Consider the following 22,467-nt stretch of genomic DNA (forward strand, 5'->3'; position numbering starts at 1 on the left):
CGCACCATTCAGGCGAAGGTCATCATCATCTATGTCCTTCTCATTCTGATCGCGATGCAGCTGATCGGGGTGTATTTTGTGAGTGCGATGAAGAACTCGCTGACCAGCAATTTCACGAAGGACTTGCAGGAGCGCGCCGAGCTGATGTCGGTTCTGGCGGCCAAGACCCTTGGCGGCGAGAATGATACGGAGGAGGACCCGATTGAGAGCCTGCGCGTCATGGTGAACAATCTGTTCAATCTGAACGGAGCCGAGATTCAGGTGCTGGATTCCACGGGGCGGGTTCTCACGACTTCGCTGCCCTCCCATGCGGACTACGTGAACACCAAGAATACACAGACGGTTGTCAGCCGGGCCTTGCAGGGAATACAGGATAATGAAGAATACATTATTGATGATGATAATATCCGCAAAAAAGTGGTGGCCAAGCCCGTCATGTATAACGAGAAAATCGTTGGTGCCATCTACATTGTAGCCAGCATGAGCGAGCTGTACAGCACGATGCAGCGGATCAACAATATTTTTATATCGGGCATTCTGCTCGCACTCGGCTTGACTGCGGTGCTCGGCGTCATTCTGTCGCATACGATCACTCATCCGATCAAGGAGCTGACCAAGCATGCCCGGGCCGTCGCGGACGGCCGGTTTACCGAGAAAACGCCGGTGTTCGGCAGCGATGAGATCGGCCAGCTCAGCCAGGCGTTTAACTATATGACCAGCCGTCTGCGCGAAGCCCTTTCGCAGAACGAAGAAGAGAAAGAGAAGCTTGCTTCGATTCTGACCAATATGAGCGACGGCGTCATCGCAACCGATGAAGCAGGACGTGTCATCCTGATGAATCGGCGCGCCAGTGAGATGCTGGGCGTGGAGGGGGAAGAGCTGGCAGGACACGATATCGTGTCCCTGCTGGGGCTTGAGGAGTCCGAATCGGAGGCGCTGGCGCGCAGTGAAGGCCATGACTCCAAGCTGCTGGAAATAATCCCGCGGGAGGACGGCGATCCGTTCATGATGCGTGTGACCTTTACTCCGATTCACCGGCGGGAGATTGGCATCACCGGTACGATTGCGGTGCTGCAAGACGTTACGGAGCAGGAGAAGCTGGAAGCATCCCGGCGGGAGTTCGTGGCGAATGTATCTCATGAGCTGCGCACGCCGCTGACAACCATCAAGAGTTATACCGAGGCGCTGGAGGATGGTGCGCTGGAGGATAAACAGATGGGGCCGCGATTTGTCGGTGTCATCCAGAATGAGACCGGCCGGATGATCCGGCTGGTAACGGACCTGCTGCATCTGTCACGGCTTGATTCCAAGGAGGCTGCGCTGCATAAGGAGCCGACGGACATTGTGGAGATGCTGGAGGACGTAGAGGACCGATTCTCTTTCCAAATGAAGCAAAAGCATATCCGCACCATTATTGAGGTGAAACCGGGCGTATCGACAGCTATGCTGGACCGGGATGGCATTGATCAGGTTCTCGATAACCTGATCTCCAACGCCCTTAAATATACGCCAGACGGAGGCACTATCACCATGGATGCAAGCATAACCGAGGAAGGCATGCTGTCCTTATCGGTAAAGGATACCGGGATCGGCATTCCGAAGAAGGACCTGGACCGGATCTTCGAGCGCTTCTATCGGGTAGATAAGGCCCGGACGCGCAATTTGGGCGGAACGGGCCTCGGTCTATCCATTGCCCGGGAAATTGTCAGGGCACATGGAGGTTTTATCACGCTTCAATCCGAGCTGGAGAAAGGCACCACGGTGACCTTCACCTTGCCCCTGGACAATGAGGGGAGGGCGTTAACGTGAAGGAGAGATTGAAGACCGTTCTGCTGGTCGTGTTGGTCGTTGGCAGTTTGCTGCAAAGTTACGTTTTGATTTTCCGTTTTCCGGGCAGTGATTCGGTTGTGCAATCCAAGGACGCCTATATCCGAACCGAGGAAATGGGGCCGGAGGAAAAGCCCGAAAATCTGCTTTTTCCCGACAAGATGATCATTCATCAAGGCGAAGACAAACATACGGTGTTCTATCCGAACGATACGTTCTACAATCTTGTGTATAATCGGCTTAAAGGACGGACCTTTGATAATTTCCAGCGGCGGATGGTCAACAACATCGACTGGGCCAAGGTTCGCTCCGAGAATCGGGGCATTGAGCTGAGCTTTGATTCCGGCATTCCGGTTACCCTGCTCCAGAGAGTGATGCAGATCGTCCCGGACACCCTGTTTGAAGGGGAAAGCATCAATAAAATATGGCTGTACAGCGTGGAAGGCGAAGCGAAGATCCATGTCATGTTTTTCAGTACGGAGGGCGATGTCGTCTATGAAGCCGCGCAGGCGGATTTGACCGTACAGGACGTGGATCAACTGGTGGACTTCGGGCTGAGCTGGACGTCGTATAAGATGGTGGATGGCCGGTATTATACCCCGGAGAAGGAACTGAATATGGTCAGCATTGAACTGCCGATTGGCGAATATACGGTAGAGCAAATGCAGCGAAGCCTGTTCTTTGACCCTAGCATCACCCGCAACATCCGGGAAAAAGACGGCTCCGAGATTTATACGGACAGTAAGCGGAGCCTGCAGGTGGACCAGGGGCAGAAATGGATCAGTTACACCGATCCGGCTGCGCCGCCATCCGGTGAGAGCAGCCCCGGCAAGGACGTGCTGTCCGCCATCGATTTCGTGAATCAGCACGGGGGCTGGAATGGCACGTATAGACTGGCTAAGGCGAGTGAATCCGAAGATCGGACGCTGGTAAAATTCCAGCAGTACTATGGCGGATTCCCGATCCTGAATACGCCAGGCTTCCAGTATGGCGTCATGGAATTGGATTTACAGCAGGGAACGGTAACCTCGTATGAGCGCTCGCTGTTATATCTTGAGTCTGCTGCCTTAAAGAAACAGATGGTGAAGCTGACAGGGGGCGAGGCCTTGGAAGCGAAGCTGAAGCCTTATGTCGAGGAGAAGAACGTGGTTATGGGTCTGGATCCCGCCTATTTACCAGTGCGGACGGGAGAAGGGCTGCTGCTGAAGCCTGTATGGGCCTTAAAGCTCCAGAACGGGTCGGTTATCACACTTGAATAAATGAGGAAGATGGCAATTGAATGACAAGGAGGGAAAATCATGGATTGGGGCCGTGCCAAAAATGTATTGATTTACGCGTTTTTGCTGTTAAATCTGGTACTGGGCTATCAGCTCTGGATGGATTACCGCGAGCAGGTCGGCTCCAATCTGGATTTCACCTCGCTTTCTGAGAGCACTCAGCAGGTGATTGAGGAGAATCGGATTCAATTGCTGAGTCCGATTCCGACGGAAACGCCGCAACTGCCCAAGATTAATTATATCTACAGCGCGGAAGCGCAGGGAGAGCCGGTAGGTTTGGAACAGCCGATTGATACGGAGCTGATTTATGCCGATGAGAAGGAACTGCGGAATGCGCTGGAAGGCAAGATGACGGATCTCGGGAATTATCGCCATGATCCGCAGTCGGATAAAGAGAACATCATCGTATTCCGGCCGCTGGTGAAGAAGGAATGGCCGCTGTTCAATGTGGAACTGGAGTTTATTTACGAATCCCAGAAGATCCATGCGTACCGGGAGCCAGTGTTTGAGATTATGCCAACCGACGATACGGAGGAACAAAAGGTTCTGCCCGCATCCAAGGCTTTGGAAACGCTCATTGAACGTAACTTCATCCCGCCTGATTCAGCGGTCAGGGATATTCAGCTTGGCTATTATGGACAGTTGTTTAATACGGAGGATCAGTTAGCAGCGCCAACCTGGCGGTTTACATTGGATCATGGCGAGATGATCTATGTACAAGGCATTAGCGGGGACGTGCTGACGCCAAAAAGCGATACGACAAAGGAGTAACAAGACTATGGGGATTTCATTTTCCGTGCTGTCGAGCGGCTCAACGGGCAATGCAACCATTGTCCGCAATGAGGATGCGACATTGCTAATTGATGCGGGCTTAAGTGCAAAGCGCATCGATGAGCTGTTGAAGGAACGCGAAATGATGGGGGAAGAAATCGACGGGATCCTGGTTACGCATGAGCATTCGGATCATATCCGGGGGCTTGGCGCGGTGGCTCGCAAATACAATCTCCCGATCTATGCGAATGAGAAGACGTGGGAAGCGATGAGCAAGTCGCTGGGCAAGATTGCGGAAGAGAACCGGATTGTGCTGGAGAGTCATGAGGTCAAGGATTTTGGCACGCTGCGGGTGGAGCCTTTTGAAATATCCCATGACGCTGCGGCACCGGTCGGTTATTGCTTCTATGACGGTGACGAGAAGCTGGGCGTTGCCACGGACCTCGGTTATGTCAGCGATAAGGTGAAGAAAGCGCTGGATGGATCGGATGTCCTGGTTCTGGAAGCCAATCACGATATCGAGATGCTCCGGATGGGACGCTATCCGTGGAATACCAAACGTCGGATTCTCGGCGATATGGGGCATTTGTCGAATAATTCGGCAGGCGATGCTTTAAGCGAGCTGTTGACGGGAGATACCAAACGAACGTATCTCGCCCATCTCAGCCTGGATCATAACATGATGGAACTGGCGAGAATGACCGTACGCGATACGATGGAGGACCGCGGCTGCTTCTTCAAGGATAGCGAGTTTAAATTATGCGATACGTATTATGACCGTCCGACCCCTTGGGATAAGGTGGGGGAATAGGTTTAGGCAACGACAGGTATACCATTGACGATTTTATTTTAGAAGCCATCATATATTCGTTATCATTATATAGGCATAACAAAACAGCCCCACGATCATAGGGAACTATGACGTGGAGCTGTTTTGCTGTTTAAGGGATGCCGAGTTCCGGAGAGATGAGGCTCGTTCTAACGCTTGCTCAGGCTCTCTTGTGCCATACGCACCATCTCCCGGACCATGGAACCGCCAATCGCACCGCCGACTTTACCGGCCTGCTCGGTGGTCAGATCTCGGTTGTCGCCCGGTTTAAGGGGTACACCGAGTGACTTGGCCACCTCATATTTGACGTCCTGCTGTCTCTGCGGATCCACTTGATAGCCTTCGTCCCGCATGACGTCGGTCATGAACTGCTGCATTTCGGGACTCCGGCGCCGCCTTGATCTTCTTGCCATCCCATAACCCTCCTTGCAGAATGGTTTCCCCTTCATAACATTCCCTGCAGGTCACCTACAGATGAATGGATAACCTAACCAGTTCAAATCCTAGGGGAGGGCTGAAGAGAATGGAACCGAGGCATATTGGATGAGGAAACAGGATAGACTGGCCTTGACTGAAGGGGCGAAGCGGAAGGGAACAGAAAGTATTTTTCCAATGGGCAGCTAAGGAAGAATAAGTTGCGGGGAAGCCAAATAGGAATGAGGTGTGGGTCGCCGGAGCCACCTTTAACGTTGCGTTCCGAACGGGATCGTTTGGTCATGAGAGACTGACGATATTGCCATTTTCTTTACACAATTGTCCGGTATTCTTTTTTTAAGGGGGAATGCGCGAATGAGGGTTGCAGGCGGTTAGGAATAGCGGATACGCCGGAAAAGAAGAGTTGGACCGTTGAAGAAAATCCCTAAATAGTGGAACCATTCGGTTGTCCGTCACGTATACAAGGTTAATATGTTCATCCGGGCTATACGTTGTATCGAATGAAGAATCTCGCATTGTACAGCCTCTTAAAATTGCCATCAATTTGGCATTTGTTTTTATTAAAGAATGCTGACGTGAACCTCTGTTCGTGTGGTACAATAGGAGCACTGGAAGGTCTGAATGCTTCTGTTAAGCACTTGCATCGAGCAAGGCACCAGGTCATTTGCACTTTTAAAATACGGATGGCCCAGGTTTTCCCATCTTTTTTTAGAAAAAACAGATGTTTCGCGCTTAAGTCGCCCTGTTTGTGGTAATAGAAGAATACAGGGTTTTTTTTGAACTGTCGGGTGGCAATACATACCTTTTATGGAACTAGATTTCAGGCGATGGATTGAGATATTCGATGTAGAGCGATATTTCGATAAAAGTTCAAATAGAATGCTCAAAAATGCAACTTTTTGAGCCGCTGAAGAGTCATTACAATAGAGAGATATTAAACAGGTGGCACGCTGCCGATTTCATAGGAAGCTAGATACACTCGGTGCAGGGCAGGTTGTTATGACGACAAGATGATTTAATAGGTCAGTCGGTAATGGCGGAGAGTCTGAAGCTGGTAAAGTATCTTGACGCGTAGCAACCAAGGGGAGAGAGGGATCGCAATGGGATTATTTGACGATGATTTCTATTCAACTAAAATTTCCAGACGGAGCAAAAATACCAGCGAGGACCGACCTGAGCGAACAAAGTGGCGGACGACCCGCCGTAAAAAGGGCTTATCTACATTCCAGATTTCCGCGATCAGTTCTGTGTGCAGTGCTCTGATAGCGGTGATGCTGTTCAGCTTCATAACGGGCCATCCAGCGACCTCTTCACCACTTACCATGATAAATGGCAGCCATCAGCTGTCCACGTCTGATGGAGATCCCTATGAACGGATTATTAGCGCTGCCCAGAAGGTGCGTCCGGCCGTGGTTAGCGTGCTGACGCATAAAGAGACCGTGCTGCCTGAAGAGGAAGGTATCGAGGGTGAAGGTCTGGAGGAGGAATCCGGCACGCTGCCTGAGGATGAAGGGGACTTCGAGCTTCCGGAAGGGTTCGACTTCGGCGAAGATTTTGATTTCGGCGAAGATTTCGGCGGTTCACAGGAGGACGCCCTGGGCTCTGGTGTTATCTTCAAGAAACTCGAAGGCAAAGCCTTCGTGATTACGAATAACCATGTGGTGGAAGGCGCCGACTCCCTGGAGGTTGTGCTGGTAGGCGGCGAGAAGAAAAAAGCGACCTTGGTCGGCACAGACAACGTCAGCGATATTGCCGTTCTGTCAATTGACAGTAAAGGCATCGGAGAGGTTGCAGAGTTTGGAGATTCCTCCAAGCTTCGCCTCGGCGAAACCGTCATCGCCATCGGCAACCCGCTGGGCCTGGGTGACACGCTCACATCCGGAATTGTCAGCTACACGAACCGTGTGATACCCGTATCCCTGAACCAGGATGGCATCTACGATTGGGAGCAGGAGGTCATTCAGACCGATGCTGCCATTAATGAGGGGAATAGCGGGGGCGCTTTGGTGGATTTGAACGGTAAAGTTATCGGCATTAACACAATGAAAATTGCAGACACCGGCGTAGAAGGACTTGGGTTTGCGATTCCGGTCAATGAAATTACGGAGGTTGTAACCGAGCTGATGCTGAAGGGGCATATTGCCCGCCCTTATCTTGGCGTATACACCGTAGACTTGAGTAATCCGTATGCTCCGTTGAGTAAGAAGGAGAAGGAGGGCCTCAAGCTGCCGAAGACGGTAACGGAAGGCGTAGTCGTGCTGGATGCGCTTGGACCTGCGCTCGATGCCGGTCTGCAGCTGAACGACGTCATCGTGAAGCTGGATGGCAAGCCGATCACGACGACGCTGGAGCTGCGCAAGCACCTTTATTACAACACGAAGGTGGGCAAAGACTTGGACGTGACCTTCTACCGTGACGGCAAGCTGCAGTCCCTGAAGGTAAAGCTGGAAGAGAAGCCTGGAGAGTAATACAGGCTGGATCGGCTGACTTGGTCGGCCCAAGGCAATGTGGATTTTTTCAAATTCATGTGCTTGTCCATTGTTTAATGCAGCCGTTCATGGGTATATATTACCGTTAGCGTTGAATAGTATCCAATATAGAGAGATTTGAAAAAGGTTAGATACGAGCCGTGAAGCGGCCGCGAAGAAGAGCGTGGATTACGCTCTTTTTTGCTGTTCGCATCGAAATGATATTGGGTTGGGTGTAAGGACTGTTAATGTGAAATCCATGGATGGATAGGAAGCTTTTGTGGATTGAAATATGGCCGGGATGAGCAAATAGGTTAAAAGCATTTCTTTTTCTCGTAGAGTGTGGTAGAACAGAAGAGTGGCTATACTGGTTTGAAGATATAAACACAACATGAGGCGAAAGATAGAAAGGATGCATAGAATGTACGTCGTATGCAAGGAACATGTGGAACTAGCGATCGAAAATTTCGTGGATGAATATGAGGATGCCCCGGATATTGTTGATCTGAAGGAGACCGAGTTTTCGGACTGGGACCCACCGGTGAAGTGCGCGGAGTGCGAGAAGCATGCTGAATTTTTAATTGTGTAACGTGAATATTTTAATTAAATAGATAATGCGGATGAGAAAGCGTGATGAATTCACGCTTTTTTTGCGTACATTTTCGGAAGACAATGCAAAGAGAAGATCGAGACCCTTATTCATCATACGAATCAGAAAAACTTTATAAAAAAATTTAAATAAACTCATCCTATCCTTTATCCGCCTTTTCATGGAGTGGACGAAGAGGTCAATAATAAGTACGGCCGACATTCCGATCGTTGTCTCTGGAATGAGCAACCGGCTTCGTTGTACAGACCTTCGTAGTGTATGATGGATATATAGATGGAACGAGGCGCGATAACCTATCGTGAATGGAGACGATAAGAAATGGGTGACTACGGAAGATCATGGGAAGAGGAGATCAAGCGGGCAGCGGATGAGGCCTATGAGAAGGAAATGGATGAAATCAACCGTCAGTTGAAGCAGGAAATTCTCATCGCTCTAATGGGTGATGTGAACACAGGTAAGTCCTCCACCATGAACCGGATCGTGGGTGAGGAGGTCGCTGGCGTCGGGGCAGAGCCTGGAGAAACGACGGAAATTAAACCACATAAGTACAAGGAACATATATACTTCATAGATACACCCGGGTTGAATGATGTGAATACCACGAACTCGGAGATAACCTTGAAATACTTTAAACAAGCAGATATCGTTTTGTTCTTTCTTAACGCTGCAGGCACGGTCTTCTCCGAGGCGGAGAAGAAGTCTTTGGAGAAGATTCAGGGCGTAAACCCGAACATCTTGATCGTGCTGAACAAAATCGACGCCGCGGATGAAATCGACCGCCTGGTGGAACGGATCAAGAAGGAGACCGGAGGGCGCTATGAGGTTGCGCCGGTATCCTCGCGGACGGGCGAGAACATCGACCGGCTGCGGAGCAGTATTCTGGAGATGCTTAAAAAAAAGTCTAAAGACATCCTTTTTGCCAAAAGCATTAAGGAAAAGTCGGCGACCGCCAACGGGTGGATCATCGGAGCCTCGATCTCGGCAGGAGCGGTAGGCGCATCACCCATTCCGGGATCGGACATCATTCCGATTACCGGCATTCAGGTAAGTCTGCTCACCAGGCTTGCGGTGCTGTACAATAAGCCGATCAGCAAGGAGACGGCGAAGGAACTGGTCATTGCCACGATATTTGGGAATATCGGCAAGAGCCTTTTTCGGCAGATCGTGAAAGTCTTCCCTGGAGCGGGATCGGTCGCGGGAGCGACGGTAGCGGGTGCCACCACCCTGGCGCTTGGTTATGCGGTGAAATACGCTTACGAGCACAACATTGAGATCAATACGGCGAATATTACGAAACTCTACAAGAAGTTCAGGGATAAGGCGGAGGCGGGTACGGAATCCAAGTCCGAGTGAGCATGAGAATTGTCATATACTAGCATGGATGACCGATGGAATAGAAAAAGGGGCCATCGGCCCCTGATCATAGCTGCGTGATAGCAGCGATATTATCATGATTTACTTAATGGCAGCAGCGTGATCGGCTTTTGCCTGCTCCAGCATCGATTTCCAATCCGGGAAATCGGTTTCTCTAGAGACATGACGGTCAAACAGTTCATCCGGAATGTTATCGATATCTTCGTGCGTTTCCACTTGGAAGTTACCTTTTACGACAAAATCTCCAAAACTGTTGTGCGATGAATGTTTACGCATAAACGATTCATTGAACAGCTTTTCCAAAGAGATGTTATCCGGATCCTCCTGTACCGATTTTTGGCCTTGTAATTCCTTCAACAGATCATCAAACGACATGGGCTTTTGCTTTCTCAGAGTACCACTCCTATAACTAATATTTGTGTTCAGTATAACATAACCGGATTTCTCATATACATGACAGCATCCGGAAAGCTTGGCGTGCTGTTATCTTCTTAATAACGAAGACCAAGTTTGCTCCAGCCAGTGATCAAAGTCAGCACCTTTGTCACCTTCGTACGTATCGTAGATGTCGATTCTCATCTTTTTTAATTTCTCTTTGAAGTCTTCATACGTGTGGTCACGGGGAAGGCTTTTTTTGATACGGAGCAATACCTTCGAAACATCCTTCATCAGCTCGCCTTTAGGTCTTTCCGGCATCTGGACGTCCTCGCCAAAGGCCAGGAGTTTACGATAGGCTGCCTCTCGCACTTGATAAACCGCATCCGTATTCAGTCTATGCAGCAAAATATCAATGGATTTCTGATTTTTCCAATTTCCCAAAGCTTCTACCGCGTCTAACCGTTCTCTCCAATTGGCGTTCCGGTTGGCGGAGCTTTTAAGCTCCTCATAATTCTCGGGCGTATCCGTTATCAATTCTTGATTATCCAATCCGTTCATCTCCTTCAAAATGATGTATCAGGTCAATCTGTACCATATGTTCATTATGGGGTTCCTTTATGTTTCTCGGCTTCCGATGTACCGTCTGCCTGCTTGGCCCCTTTACTGGTATAAGGTTTGGGTTTGCTCTTTGCTCTTCGCGCACTTGCATCCCAGCGGCTCCAGCCCTTCTTGCCCGTGCCTCTGCCTGTTCCGCCCTTGCCCTTGGATTTACTCAATCAATCACTCCGTTACGGTAAATTCTTGTCCCTATATGCTGATTGTTTACCAGCACTGTTGAAATATACACTGTATTGGGCCATATGTATAGGATACCACGGAAATCAGCATAAGAATCGAAATATATGGGCATGAATTCCGGTGTCGGTATAGGCATGTCTTTCGGTTGACTAATTTTTCCCAGCGTGGTATCTTATTTTTGAACTGACCAGTCAGAATAAGAACGGTGAACTGAAATTTTGTTATGAAAGGGCCGATCGGATTGTGAGCAAAGATAAAATTATCCAAGCAGCTATAGAAGTCTTCTCCGAGAATGGATATCACCGCGCAAGCATGGACGAGATTGCCGCCCGCGCACAGGTTGCCAAGGGGACGCTGTACTATAACTTCCCTGGCAAATCCCAGCTCTTCAAGACGGTTGTGAAGCAGGGCTTCGAAGATATCATGCAGCGGACGGAGGCGGATCTGAATTCCTCCCTGCCGATGAAGGAGAAGATTGAGCGCACCATTCGCCATCATCTGGATCTGTTTCTCGAATCCCGACATTTCTCGCACATCGTATTTAATGAGATTTCGAACGGCATCGAGCAGGATGTTTTGGATGAGTTGAAGGAGCTGAAACGGAAGTATTTAAGCTTCCTGGCCAGCATTATCGAGGAAGGACAGTGCGAAGAGAACCTGTGCCGTGCCGTTGATCCTAATCTTGCCGCTGCCAGCATTGTCGGAACGCTGGAGAGTACCTGTAATTATTACCTGAATCATCAGGATACGTATTCGCGTGAGGATCTGGAGCGGTTTGCCTTCACGATGATTACTCAAGGCCTGTTTATATCGCTTGAATAAGCAGGGCCTTCTTTTTTTAAGCGTGTATAACTGACCAGTCAGTTCAAGATTAGCGATGGAAAGCGAAGGTGTTAAGCATGGAATGGAATAAGAACGGTTTACTCCCGTTGGAATGGTTCCGCCAGATGCGGACGGAATCTCCGGTGACGGCAATGGATGGTAACGGAGCCTGGAATGTTTTTAAATACGAGGATGTCAAAGCCGTCTTCACGAATTACGAAGTGTTCTCTTCCCAAGGGGGCTCTTCAACCGATGATCCCATCGAATCCAGTGTACTGCGGCAGGATCCGCCGAAGCACCGTCAGCTGCGTAAGCTGGTATCCCATGCTTTTACGCCTCGCATGATCGAATCGCTTGCCCCCAAGATCCAGGAGATCACGTCATCTCTGCTGGACGAAGCGGAGAAGAAGGGAAAGATGGATATCGTTGCCGATCTCGCAAGCCCGCTTCCGATTACGGTGATCGCCGAGATGCTCGGCGTATCAATGGAGGATCGGGAACGATTCAAGGCGTGGTCGGATGCGTTGGTGGGTGACAATGGGGAGGCTTATTATCAGTGTCAGCGGGAGATGAGTGAATACTTCTCTGAGATCGCGGAAGATCGCCGTCGTCATCCGCAGGAGGATCTGATTACGAAGCTGGTGGAGGCGCGTATCGACAATGAACACCTCACCGAACTGGAGATTATCGGGTTCTGTATTCTCCTTCTCGTAGCGGGTAATGAAACGACAACCAATCTGATCTCATCGGCGGTGCTTGCCTTTGACAGCCTGCCAGAAGTCCGGGCGGAGGTGCTTCAGGATCCCTCGCTGCTTCCAGGCGCATTAGAGGAAGTATTCCGTTACTTCTCGCCTGTTCAAGTGATGTTCCGCAGCGTTAAGCAGGACACGGTGCTGCGGGGGCAGGAGATGAAGCAGGGACAGTTCGTTTATATCTGGATGGCCTCTGCGAACCATGACGAGGATGTGTTCGATCAGCCGGATGTATTCAACATCCACCGCAACCCGAACCCGCATCTGGGCCTGGGAAGCGGTATCCACTACTGTATGGGCTCTCAGTTAGCCCGCATGGAGTCCCGGATCGCTCTACAGACCTTGCTGGACCGTTTTCCCGAATACCGCCGCGACCGCTCCGCAGAGCTGGCACGGATGGATAGCACGATGATGTTCGCGCTGAAAGAGCTGCCGATCATTTTAAAATAGATAGGAAGTCAAGAAGAGTCGCTCTCGATGGAGGGCTCTTTTTTTTAGATACTGCGCCTTGAGCTAATGGAACTCCAATGAGGGTGAAGGCTCTCTCTGAAGGTGGGATGGGTGTCGGGTATGTCCTTTAATTGGCAGCGGTACAATGTTAGAATGGACGTCATAACAGTCGAGTTTAAGGAGCGAAAAACGCTATGAATATACAGATGGTATGCGTAGGCAAGTTGAAGGAGAAGTACCTGGTGCAGGGCATTGCGGAGTACAGCAAGCGCCTTGCGCCTTATGTCCGTCTGTCCGTACATGAGGTGCCGGATGAGAAAGCCCCAGAGAACATGAGCGAAGCGGAGATGCGCCAAGTGCAGGAGAAGGAGGGCGCCGGCATTCTCGGTCACATTAAGCCGGACACCCACGTCATCGCCCTGGCGATCGGCGGCCAGCTGTGGTCCAGCGAGGACCTGGCGACCCATATGGACAAGCTGGGCACGTACGGGTCCAGTAACGTTGCCTTTGTTATCGGCGGCTCCAACGGCCTCTCTGAGGACGTCCTGAAGCGCGCCCAGACGAAGCTCAGCTTCGGGCGGATGACCCTGCCGCACCAGCTGATGCGGCTGGTGCTGGTGGAGCAGATTTACCGGGCGGTGAAAATTAATCGGGGGGAGCCGTACCACAAATAGGGCGAAATTTTTGATACAATGTAGATTACGGCTAGCAATTAGGGACGGTGATTAACATGGGAAGAAAGCAGGCTTTTACAAAATCGGAGTTGCTTGACCAAACCAAGAGAGTGCTTCTCGAATACGGTTATGAGGGTTTTCAACTTAAGTTGTTATCCAAGAGCTTGGTTGGAGCAAGAAGCACGATTTACCAATATTATGCTAACAAAGAAGAGATAGTTGCTGCATGTATGAAACGATCAATGGAAAATGTATTACAGAAGGCGTCAGCTATTGATGAAACGGATTGCATGAATGCCCTTCAACATCTGCTAGATGTATATCTGGAGGAAGCTAGTTTCCATCAATTGCTTGGATATGCTCATAAAATAAATAAAGCCAATTCTGCGGCTGCGGCCAATGATCTTGAATTTGTTGAGCAAGCGCATGTGACTTTAAAAAATCAACTGGAGCGATTGTTTGTTCGTGCTCAGGAAGAGGGACACTTGAATACAAGCATCCCACTTCCTGCCATTATAGGTGTATTTTTTAACCTGATTGAAACGCCCAATATGATGAATATTCCTACACCTCAGTGGAGTAAGCTATTATACCAAATGTGGCTAGGAGGGGCAGGAAGACGATAAGGAATACAAATATATTTGACACGCGTGTCACATAAAACCTATAATGAAAACGTGCCGGACGAGATGTGATTAATTTGACACGCGTGTCATTTATTTGTGTTGAGGAGAGGAATAGCATATGTTTTTGGCATTGAAGGAATTGAGACACAGCAAGACAAGGTTTTTGATGATTGCTATCATTTTTGTGCTTATTTCTTGGTTGGTGTTTATATTGTCAGGTTTGGGGAATGGGTTATCTACGCTTGCGGCTTCGACGTTTAAGACGATGAGGGCTGATTATGTGGTTTTCGAACAAGGGTCGAAGGCTTCAATGAGTAAGTCTTTACTGTCTAATGATCTGTCAGCTAAATTAGCAGAGATGCCGAATGTAAGTGCCGTTTCACCTATGGGAACCATCATGGCATCGGCAATCAAAGGGAGTAGCAGGTCGAATGAGGATAAAGTAGATATAGCGATTATTGGAATTAACCCGGGGAGCTTTCTTGAGCCGGCGATTATTGAAGGCACCGGGCTGACATCCGATCAGATGACGAAGGTCATCGTTAATGAGACGATGAAAGACGAAGGATTTAAGCTAGGGGACACTTTCCAATTAGATGGCTCGACGGTATCGTTGACGATTGTCGGCTTTGTCAAGAATCAGACGTATAACCACGTAGCAGCTGTATTTACACCTATTGAAGAGTGGCGTAAGCTTGCGTTTGCGGCACCAGGCTCGGACAAGGGAGTCAAGGACCCCGTCAATGCGATTATGCTTCAAGGTAAAGATATTGATCGGAATGCTATAAATGAACAGCTTTCGGGTACCGATACGGTTACTCGTGCGGCAGCGGTACAGGGAATGCCTGGATACAAAGAAGAGAATGGCACAATCATGATGATGCTTGCGTTCCTGCTTGCGATCTCTGCATTCATCATTGGCGTATTCTTCTATGTATTCACGATGCAGAAGTCCAACCAGTTCGGGATTATGAAAGCGATCGGGGCCAAGAATGGATTCTTAGGTAAAGCCGTCGTCTCACAGGTGTTCGTCTTGTCGCTCTCAAGCATTATCGTTGGCATCTTATTGACGTATGGGACAGCGGCAATCATGCCCAAAAGCATGCCGTTCATGCTGGATACGAAGCTGGTGTTCACGTATTCCATTGTATTGCTGGTGATCTCATTGCTTAGTTCGTTGGTATCCGTTCGCACGATTTCGAAAATTGATCCGCTTAAGGCACTTGGGAGGGTTGAGTAATGACTAAAGGCTTGCAAATATCAGCAGCTTCCAAATATTACAACGAAGGATTGAATCGTATTGCGGCATTAGACCGAGTGTCCATAAAAGTGGAGCCAGGTGAGTTCGTCGCAGTGGTAGGTCCGTCCGGTTCTGGAAAAAGTACCTTCCTATCCGTCGCGGGTGCACTGCTTAAAGCTTCCGAGGGAGAGGTCATACTAAATGGCAAGGACATATCGAAGCTGTCAGGCAAACAACTATCCGATATCCGATTGCATGAGATTGGTTTCATCATGCAGGCCTCGAATTTGGTTCCATACCTGAACGTTCTTGAGCAGTTGCTTGTCGTGAAGCGGATGTCAGGGAAGGTTCGTGCAGCAGACAAAGCTATGGCTATAAAGTTGCTTGAAGAGCTTGGTCTAGGCACTAAGCTGAAGAGCTACCCGGAGGAGCTGTCCGGGGGCGAGAAGCAGCGTACCGCCATTGCCCGCGCGTTAATTAACGATCCCAATGTCATATTGGCGGATGAACCTACAGCAAGCCTGGATACCAAGCGCGCCCATGAAGTTGTCTCCTTGATTGCCCATGAGGTGAGAACACGCCACAAAGCGGCGATTATGGTCACACACGATGAGCGGCTGCTTACCTACTGCGACAAGGTATACCGGATGGAAGATGGCAAATTATCTCTAGCGGAATTGAAGTCCATCCATTAAGGCGTTATTGGAAGTCGATGGCCATTATCGCGTGGTCCAATTTTCAGAAATCAGAAATTCAGTAAAACAAATAGGCTCCCACATATCGGGGAGCCTATTTCGTATTTCCTTGCTAAGCTAGTGGATGGTTTTTAGTCCGCCTGTTCGTCGGCGGAGCCATATGCCTGATGGAACCCTATGCACTGTGTCCGTTTGCAGAGACTTCGGTTTCATGACAGCCAAGCTTGCGTTTTTGTATAACGATATTCCTCTGCACTAAGGTTTAGGATGACTTTGTGGCAAGTGTGGATTTGCCGGTAGGCCAGGTGGAGAGCGCCTGCTCAGCAACAGCCTCTAGCATATTGCGACTGAAGCCGGCCTTGGCTTGAACGGCCATACCGTGGAGCACGGCCATCACGAATGCAGCTAACGCAGCACAGTTCGCGGTTTCCGGCAGATCTCCCTCCTGCTTTGCCCGCTCGAAACGATCACGCAGCGAAGCCTCTCCGTCCGCACGCGCATCGATCAATGCACGCCGAATAGGTTCGGCATCGTCCGAGCCGGCCAAGTCACCGTGGACATATAGACACCCCTTGTGATCCGGGTAACGAGTTTGCAATTCGGCCGCACCGCGAAAGATGTGTGCGACCACCTCCCGCGAGGTCGGCAGCTCCAGCGCCGCCGGGAAGAAATCATGATAGTGCTCGTAATAGCGCTCAAGAACTCGGCGGAACAATTGCTCCTTGTTGCCAAACGCCGAGTAGAGCGCCGGGCGTTCAACACCCGTGGCCTGCGTCAGGTCAGTGTACGACGCGCCCTCGTAGCCTTTGCGCCAAAACACGCAAAGCGCTGCGTCCAATGCCTGATCCACATCGAATTCGCGGTTACGTCCCATCAGTCAGATCACCTCAACTTTTTTTATAACGGTCGATATTAAAACGGTTCCTATTCAATCTTCATTTTCATACTTCACGTTATCATAACACACGTTACAGAATGCGGCCAGTCCACCGGGCAAGGACCTGCGTCAGTGTACGATCGGCCAAAATCTCGGCCGTCTGGTTCTAGTGTCACGTATCACACGTATCAGGCGCCATACCCGGCCTGCACTGATGGCCTATCTCGTCAGAGCGCCACACATCGTCCTAACGTGACGCCGCCTGATGCCCCTGTAATGGAACGAATGACAGTTGTGAATAAAAATGTATAACATTATTTAACATAATGCTCATTATGATATTGACAATGGTAATATGAGGGTATAATATAACTTAACGTAATGGTCGTTATAAAATACGCCGATCACCGGATCGAGGGCGTCCAGCGACGTACATAGAGATTCTTTATCATACAGAAAACGTTAAAGGGGGTTCTTTTCATGTAGAAATCATCGATGGACTAAGCGAAGGTTTATTTACAATATGGGGGTACCGCCAGCTAAATAATTTTAAACTCGCGCTGAGGAAGTTTTAGCCAAAATATCATTTAAATTCTCTTATAAGGAGTCAATTATATGTCGACAAATGAAGGAAGATTCAGTGGTAAGGTTGCTTTGATTACAGGGGCAAGTCGTGGGATGGGGGCTGAAATAGCCAAAAAATTAGCTGCAGGCGGAGCGGAATTTATAGGCGTTCATTACGCCAGTAATAGGGATGCTGCTTTAATAGTTGTTGAAGAGGTTAAGGCGCTGGGCTCAAAGGCTGTGGCTCTGGAAGCAGAATTAACCACTGGTATTACCGGTGTAAAAAAGCTTTGGGCCGCATTTGAAGATGCTGTTCGCTCGGAAATCGGATCTGTGCAATTGGATATCTTAATCAATAACGCAGGTATTGCACCGGCCATTCCTTTTGAAGAAACGTCAATTGAAACGTTTGAAGATGTCATTAATGTTAACCTTAAAGCTCCATACTTTATTACTCAAGCAGCTAGTCCGTTTATACGGAACGGTGGACGAATCATTAACATTTCTACTGGCTTTACACGTGTTGCCGGTCCAACGCATTCCATTTATTCGGCTTCCAAGGGAGCCATTGAGACACTTACTTTGGCGTTAGCTCCACTTTTTGCAGCAAAAGGTATTACTGTTAACGCAGTAAGGCCAGGAACTACGGCTACTGATATGAATAAGGATTGGCTCGCCAACCCAGAAGCTCATGCTGAAGCAGCTTCAATGTCTGCATTCGGGAGAGTGGGCACCACTAAAGACGTTGCTGATGTGGTTGCGTTTGTAGCATCTGAGGAGGCGCGATGGATCACGGGGCAATTTATTGATGCCACCGGAGGAACTAGGCTGTAAGTATGTCTGCTTTATAGCGTATGTGGTTTTGATCACATTCATTGAAGCGTCAAGGAACATTTCAATGTCCTTGACGCTTTTGGGTTGTATCTTATTTTGAAAGCTGAATGGAGCCGATCAGTTCATTTAATTCGGACTGTAATTGCAGATGGAGTTTCTCTACGATCGAAAAGTCGGTGGCCGCAACATAGTAGCCCTTAATTTGAGAATCGATGGCTTCAGCTTCCGCCAGATGGGAGGTGGCCTCTTTCATTTTTGCCGAATAGCGTGCTTTGATCCCAGCTATTTCGTCAGCATGGGCTTCATCGGTTCCAGGAGCTATAGTCCGTGTATACATATCTAGGATCTCATCCCCGTCCCGATCGGGAAAGTATTCATGCGGAGCGGTACTGTCGAAGATCGCTGTTCGAAGCTCCGGGAATATCAGCATATCCAGACTGTTCGGATCAAAGCCGCAATGAAACACTTGAACGTCGATTCCTTTCTGTTCGGCAGCGGAGGCAAGCTTTTTCAGCAGCGTCGATTTGCCGGATCCCGCCCTTCCTTTGATGAAAATCCGTCTTTCCAGCTGAGCGGTCAAGCTTTGAATAAAATCGAACGCCCCCCTCGGAGTCGCAGCTCCGAAAAATACGTGACGTGAAGCGGTTGACGTATCGCTTTCATGACCGGCGAATAATTCTTGAATCAAATCCTGCGCAAGCTGGTCGGCCTTCGAGAAGTCCATATTTTCGATATAAAATTTTTCCCACTCGTCATGAATCCGCAATGCCGTTTCGAACGTTTCATACGCTTTTGAATAGGCTCTCTCAAGCTCGCCTTTAAGATCTTCTATCGTGATGAAGTGTTCCGGTAAAATAAGGCTGTCATCAAACGCTTCCTGAAAATCGATAAAGACGATTTCACCCGCCGCGCTATCCGAAATCCCTTTACAGACTCGCCCGTCGACAATACCAACCTTCAATTCCGTGCAAATGATGCCATCCAGTTCGTCGGGACGGAGAGGGGAGTGGAAGCATTGCACATGCAAGCCTTGATCCAGCAGGCTATCCGCCAAGTTATGCATGACCGTCGATTTCCCCGTACCTTGGGGCCCCGTAAGGACAAATATCTTGTTCAGCCCATCAAATGCGGAGTTATACAAGAAATGAGCCCCGCGTGCAGTGTTGCCGTGGGCAAAATAGTGAGATGATTTTACTACCAACTTGAAACACTCCTTTGTGCCTATTCCGAATCGCAAAGATTGTAGAATAAGCATGATTGGGATAAGTGCCTATTCATTTGTATATTCCGCGTTGTAACAAGTGGTGTTCGTCCTCTCCCATGATTTTCGCTATTTGTTGAAGGGACTACAGAAGGTAAACGATCAAGCCTGGGAAAAATGGGGAGATTGCCACTTGCCCTATGCAGGCTTTTCTGTTATTTTTGATAGTAACAAAATGTTATTAACATTATGATACTAAGTGTAATGATGTGTTTCATTCTATAAATGAGTGGAGAAAGCGGAGGGGATGCAATGTGAAGAAGGTTGCGAGTGACTGGAGCCTGTTCGAGTTAGCGTGGTTGGTGCTGTTTACCTCGATCGCTGTCGGGTTTACGGTGATTTCCAAGGACTCTTTATTCGGATTTACCGTTTTTATTACTGGGGTGCTATGCGTGGTGCTTGCGGCGAAGGGCAACCTGATGAGCTATGTTTTTGGCATGTACAATACGGTCGGTTACGCTTATCTAGCCTATATTAACGGGTTGTTTGGAGAGGTCATGCTGAATCTGCTATTCTTCGTTCCGATGAACGTCATTGGCTTCTACATGTGGAAAAATAACCGCCAAGACGGCAAGCTGATCATGCGTCAAATGGAGCTTAGAGGCCTGCTTCTCGTTGGGGTGGTCTGTATATTAGGCTGTTTGCTGCTGGGATATGGGCTTTCATTCATCCCGGGACAGAACTCGCCTTACATCGATGCTATAACGACAGTGCTGTCCGTTGTGGCCACCTTTTTAATGGTCCGCAGATTCAAGGAACAATGGCTGGTCTATATTGTGTTGAATTTGTTTACGGTGCTGCTATGGGCGATTCGATTGCTGGAGGGCAGCAGCGAAGGCGTGCTGATGATCGTCATGTGGAGCGCATATTTGGTCAATGCGGTATACGGCTATTACAATTGGAACAAAGGGGCCAAGGAGGTGGCGGCATGAAAACGCTCGGATTAACGCTGGGGAAGTTTGCCCCGCTGCATAAAGGGCATCAGTTCATGATCGAAACGGCGCTGCAAGAGGTCGATGAGTTGATCGTGGTCATTTATGAGACGACGGTCACTCCGATCCCGCTTCATATTCGGGCGAATTGGATTCGGGGGCTATACCCGGCAGTCCGGGTCATCGAAGCTTGGGACGGACCGGACGGGTATTCCGATGACAGAGAGCATGAGATTCGGGAAGAACGGTATATCCTCCGTTTACTGAACGGCGAGCAAGTCACGCATTTTTACTCGAGCGAATTTTACGGCAGGCATATGAGTCTCGCTTTGGGCTCGGTCGACCGGCGGGTCGATGAAGCCCGCAAGCGGGTTCCGATCTCTGCAACGATGATCCGTTCCGACCCATATAAGTACAGGGAGTTCATAAGTGATATCGTGTACCGGGACTTAATCACGAAGGTGGTATTTGTTGGGGCGATGTCGACGGGGAAGTCGACGATCACCGAAGCGCTGGCACGGCGGTATAACACGACCTACGCGAGCGAATACGGACGCGATTATTGGGCTGAGCATCAGGTGGACCGCAGAATCGGCTTGGAAGCATTTGATGAAATCGCTGTGGGTCATATCGAGCGCGAAGAGCAGGCTTTGCTTGCGGCGAACCGATTTCTGTTCGTTGATACCAATGCGATTACGACGTATATGTTCGCCATGGATTACCACGGCCGGGCCCCGGAGCTATTGACCCGGATTGCTCTGCAGAATGCGCAGCGCTACGATCTGTTCTTCTTGTGCGACGACGATATTCCTTACGACGATACGTGGGATCGAAGCGGGGATCAGAAGCGGCATGTTTTTCATAAACAGATTATCGCAGATTTGAAGGAGCGGCGCATTCCCTACATTACGCTGCGGGGGAGCCTGGAAGAACGTATACGCAAGGCAGACGAGGTGCTGGCGAAGTTCGAGCCCTATCGAAACTATTTCGGGGAGCTAAAACGGTTAGCATTAGATGCAGGCAGGGAGTAAAATAAACCCATAACCGCAGCTCATTTAGAATCAAAAAAACAAGGAGGCGCCCCCATTGAATTTGTTGGATCGGGACGGACTTACGGAACGCGAATTTTTGGAGAAGTACCGGGCAGAGGAATACGAGCGGCCTTCGGTGGCAGCCGATATGGTGATCTTCACGGTTACGGATGAGGCGGCTGACAGCTATCGGAAGTTACCCGAAAAAGAGCTCCGAATTCTGCTGATCCGCCGGGGAGGTCACCCTTTCCTGGGTAAATGGGCGCTGCCTGGCGGCTTTGTCCAGCCGAGCGAGACGACTGAACAGGCTGCGGCAAGGGAACTGCGCGAGGAAACCGGCGTGGACGACGTTTATTTGGAACAGTTGTATACGTTCAGTGATATCGGGCGAGATCCCCGAACCTGGGTTATGAGCTGCAGCTACATGGCTTTGATCAACAGCGATAAGTTGGAGCTTCAGGCTGGAGACGATGCGGCCGACGCCGCTTGGTTTAAGGTCTCCTATCGGCTGCTGCGGGAGCAGAAAGAGCTGATGGAAGACGGATACGTCAAGACGCTGGAGTATGAACTCAAGCTAAGCGGTGAAGAGGAGCTTTCGGCGGTCGTGGCAAGGACGTTGACCGTGAAAACGACATCGACTAGCACGGATTATAAGATCGTATCGAATAACGGGTTGGCCTTCGACCATGCGAAAATTATAGCATGCGCTATCGAGCGGCTGCGTGGAAAAGTGAATTATACCGATATTGCGCTGCACTTAATGCCAAGGCTTTTTACCTTGACGGAACTGCAGCAGGTTTATGAGGTCATTATGGATAAAGAGCTATTGAAGGCGGCCTTCCGGCGCAAGGTGGCCGATCTTGTGGCGGAGACCGATCATTACACCGAAAATGCGGGACATCGGCCATCCCGGTTGTATCGGAGAAAACTGGAGGAATAACG

At 49.6% G+C, this 22,467-nt stretch carries 23 protein-coding genes; 17 read left to right on the top strand and 6 right to left on the bottom strand.

Translation table 11 applies throughout. The features are described from left to right. Positions 1–54: 54 nt before the first annotated feature. From walK to ACETK5_RS27810, 4 genes are read left to right on the top strand one after another with little or no spacing between them, the layout of a single operon-like run. Complete coding sequence (gene walK, locus ACETK5_RS27795; RefSeq protein WP_394059536.1) at positions 55–1,809, top strand: cell wall metabolism sensor histidine kinase WalK; 1,755 nt, start codon at positions 55–57, stop codon at positions 1,807–1,809. Then, complete coding sequence (locus tag ACETK5_RS27800) at positions 1,806–3,086, top strand: YycH family regulatory protein (RefSeq protein ID WP_394059160.1); 1,281 nt, start codon at positions 1,806–1,808, stop codon at positions 3,084–3,086. Before walK ends, ACETK5_RS27800 begins: the two co-directional genes overlap by 4 nt. A gap of 39 nt (positions 3,087–3,125) precedes the next feature. Then, positions 3,126–3,875, top strand: coding sequence for a two-component system regulatory protein YycI (gene yycI, locus ACETK5_RS27805; RefSeq protein WP_394059162.1), 750 nt, complete (start codon positions 3,126–3,128; stop codon positions 3,873–3,875). A gap of 7 nt (positions 3,876–3,882) precedes the next feature. After that, a complete protein-coding gene (locus tag ACETK5_RS27810) occupies positions 3,883–4,686 on the top strand; it encodes an MBL fold metallo-hydrolase (RefSeq protein ID WP_394059163.1) in 804 nt (267 codons plus the stop codon). A gap of 167 nt (positions 4,687–4,853) precedes the next feature. Here ACETK5_RS27810 and ACETK5_RS27815 read toward each other — a convergent pair whose 3' ends face one another. Then, positions 4,854–5,117, bottom strand: coding sequence for an alpha/beta-type small acid-soluble spore protein (locus ACETK5_RS27815; RefSeq protein WP_207797551.1), 264 nt, complete (start codon positions 5,115–5,117; stop codon positions 4,854–4,856). Positions 5,118–6,239: 1,122 nt separating this feature from the next. Here ACETK5_RS27815 and ACETK5_RS27820 point away from each other — a divergent pair. From ACETK5_RS27820 to ACETK5_RS27830, 3 genes are all read left to right on the top strand, one after another. Continuing rightward, a complete protein-coding gene (locus ACETK5_RS27820; RefSeq protein WP_100541303.1) occupies positions 6,240–7,607 on the top strand; it encodes a S1C family serine protease in 1,368 nt (455 codons plus the stop codon). Positions 7,608–8,028: 421 nt separating this feature from the next. Further along, a complete protein-coding gene (locus ACETK5_RS27825) occupies positions 8,029–8,196 on the top strand; it encodes a CxxH/CxxC protein (RefSeq protein ID WP_007129186.1) in 168 nt (55 codons plus the stop codon). Positions 8,197–8,535: 339 nt separating this feature from the next. Then, complete coding sequence (locus ACETK5_RS27830) at positions 8,536–9,570, top strand: GTPase (protein ID WP_394059166.1); 1,035 nt, start codon at positions 8,536–8,538, stop codon at positions 9,568–9,570. 102 nt (positions 9,571–9,672) lie between these two features. On the opposite strand, the gene ACETK5_RS27835 is transcribed toward ACETK5_RS27830, so the two are convergent. From ACETK5_RS27835 to ACETK5_RS27845, 3 genes are all read right to left on the bottom strand, one after another. Beyond that, positions 9,673–9,966, bottom strand: coding sequence for a hypothetical protein (locus ACETK5_RS27835; RefSeq protein WP_100541300.1), 294 nt, complete (start codon positions 9,964–9,966; stop codon positions 9,673–9,675). A 108-nt stretch (positions 9,967–10,074) separates the two neighbouring features. Beyond that, the gene (locus tag ACETK5_RS27840; protein WP_164817421.1) at positions 10,075–10,527 is read right to left on the bottom strand and encodes a HEAT repeat domain-containing protein; all 453 of its coding nucleotides are present in this window, start codon (positions 10,525–10,527) and stop codon (positions 10,075–10,077) included. A 44-nt stretch (positions 10,528–10,571) separates the two neighbouring features. Further along, positions 10,572–10,745, bottom strand: coding sequence for a DUF3934 family protein (locus ACETK5_RS27845; protein ID WP_100541298.1), 174 nt, complete (start codon positions 10,743–10,745; stop codon positions 10,572–10,574). A gap of 265 nt (positions 10,746–11,010) precedes the next feature. Between ACETK5_RS27845 and ACETK5_RS27850 the strand changes: the two genes are divergently transcribed. From ACETK5_RS27850 to ACETK5_RS27875, 6 genes are all read left to right on the top strand, one after another. Then, entirely contained in the window at positions 11,011–11,589 is a 579-nt protein-coding gene (locus ACETK5_RS27850) for a TetR/AcrR family transcriptional regulator (RefSeq protein WP_076326611.1), read from the top strand. 77 nt (positions 11,590–11,666) lie between these two features. Beyond that, complete coding sequence (locus tag ACETK5_RS27855; protein ID WP_326111300.1) at positions 11,667–12,791, top strand: cytochrome P450; 1,125 nt, start codon at positions 11,667–11,669, stop codon at positions 12,789–12,791. A 194-nt stretch (positions 12,792–12,985) separates the two neighbouring features. Beyond that, entirely contained in the window at positions 12,986–13,465 is a 480-nt protein-coding gene (rlmH, locus tag ACETK5_RS27860) for a 23S rRNA (pseudouridine(1915)-N(3))-methyltransferase RlmH (RefSeq protein WP_100541294.1), read from the top strand. 56 nt (positions 13,466–13,521) lie between these two features. Beyond that, positions 13,522–14,091 carry a TetR/AcrR family transcriptional regulator gene (locus ACETK5_RS27865; protein ID WP_100541293.1) on the top strand — a complete coding sequence of 190 codons (570 nt, stop codon included), beginning with the start codon at positions 13,522–13,524 and terminating at the stop codon, positions 14,089–14,091. Between the two features lie 118 nt (positions 14,092–14,209). After that, positions 14,210–15,331, top strand: a complete 1,122-nt coding sequence (locus ACETK5_RS27870; protein WP_326111298.1) for an ABC transporter permease — start codon at positions 14,210–14,212, stop codon at positions 15,329–15,331. Beyond that, complete coding sequence (locus tag ACETK5_RS27875) at positions 15,331–16,026, top strand: ABC transporter ATP-binding protein (RefSeq protein ID WP_326111297.1); 696 nt, start codon at positions 15,331–15,333, stop codon at positions 16,024–16,026. Before ACETK5_RS27870 ends, ACETK5_RS27875 begins: the two co-directional genes overlap by 1 nt. A gap of 262 nt (positions 16,027–16,288) precedes the next feature. Here the strand turns inward: ACETK5_RS27875 and ACETK5_RS27880 are convergent, their stop codons facing one another. Then, positions 16,289–16,900 (bottom strand): TetR/AcrR family transcriptional regulator, encoded by a 612-nt coding sequence (locus ACETK5_RS27880; protein WP_326111295.1) that lies wholly within the window; start codon positions 16,898–16,900, stop codon positions 16,289–16,291. A gap of 618 nt (positions 16,901–17,518) precedes the next feature. Between ACETK5_RS27880 and ACETK5_RS27885 the strand changes: the two genes are divergently transcribed. Then, positions 17,519–18,301 carry an SDR family oxidoreductase gene (locus tag ACETK5_RS27885; protein ID WP_100541289.1) on the top strand — a complete coding sequence of 261 codons (783 nt, stop codon included), beginning with the start codon at positions 17,519–17,521 and terminating at the stop codon, positions 18,299–18,301. Positions 18,302–18,392: 91 nt separating this feature from the next. Here ACETK5_RS27885 and ACETK5_RS27890 read toward each other — a convergent pair whose 3' ends face one another. Next, positions 18,393–19,502, bottom strand: a complete 1,110-nt coding sequence (locus ACETK5_RS27890; protein WP_326111294.1) for a PRK06851 family protein — start codon at positions 19,500–19,502, stop codon at positions 18,393–18,395. A 314-nt stretch (positions 19,503–19,816) separates the two neighbouring features. Here ACETK5_RS27890 and pnuC point away from each other — a divergent pair, with 314 nt between their 5' ends. The 3 genes from pnuC to ACETK5_RS27905 are packed head-to-tail and all read left to right on the top strand — an operon-like array spanning position 19,817 to position 22,465. Next, on the top strand, positions 19,817–20,494 hold the full coding sequence (pnuC, locus tag ACETK5_RS27895) for a nicotinamide riboside transporter PnuC (RefSeq protein ID WP_326111292.1): 678 nt from the start codon (positions 19,817–19,819) through the stop codon (positions 20,492–20,494). After that, positions 20,491–21,525, top strand: a complete 1,035-nt coding sequence (locus tag ACETK5_RS27900) for an AAA family ATPase (RefSeq protein WP_394059171.1) — start codon at positions 20,491–20,493, stop codon at positions 21,523–21,525. The genes pnuC and ACETK5_RS27900 overlap by 4 nt, the downstream gene beginning before the upstream one ends. 55 nt (positions 21,526–21,580) lie before the next feature. Continuing rightward, entirely contained in the window at positions 21,581–22,465 is an 885-nt protein-coding gene (locus ACETK5_RS27905; RefSeq protein ID WP_394059173.1) for an NUDIX domain-containing protein, read from the top strand. Positions 22,466–22,467: the final 2 nt, after the last annotated feature.

Source organism: Paenibacillus ilasis (assembly GCF_043195395.1).
Taxonomy (GTDB): Bacteria; Bacillota; Bacilli; order Paenibacillales; family Paenibacillaceae; genus Paenibacillus_AQ; species Paenibacillus_AQ lautus.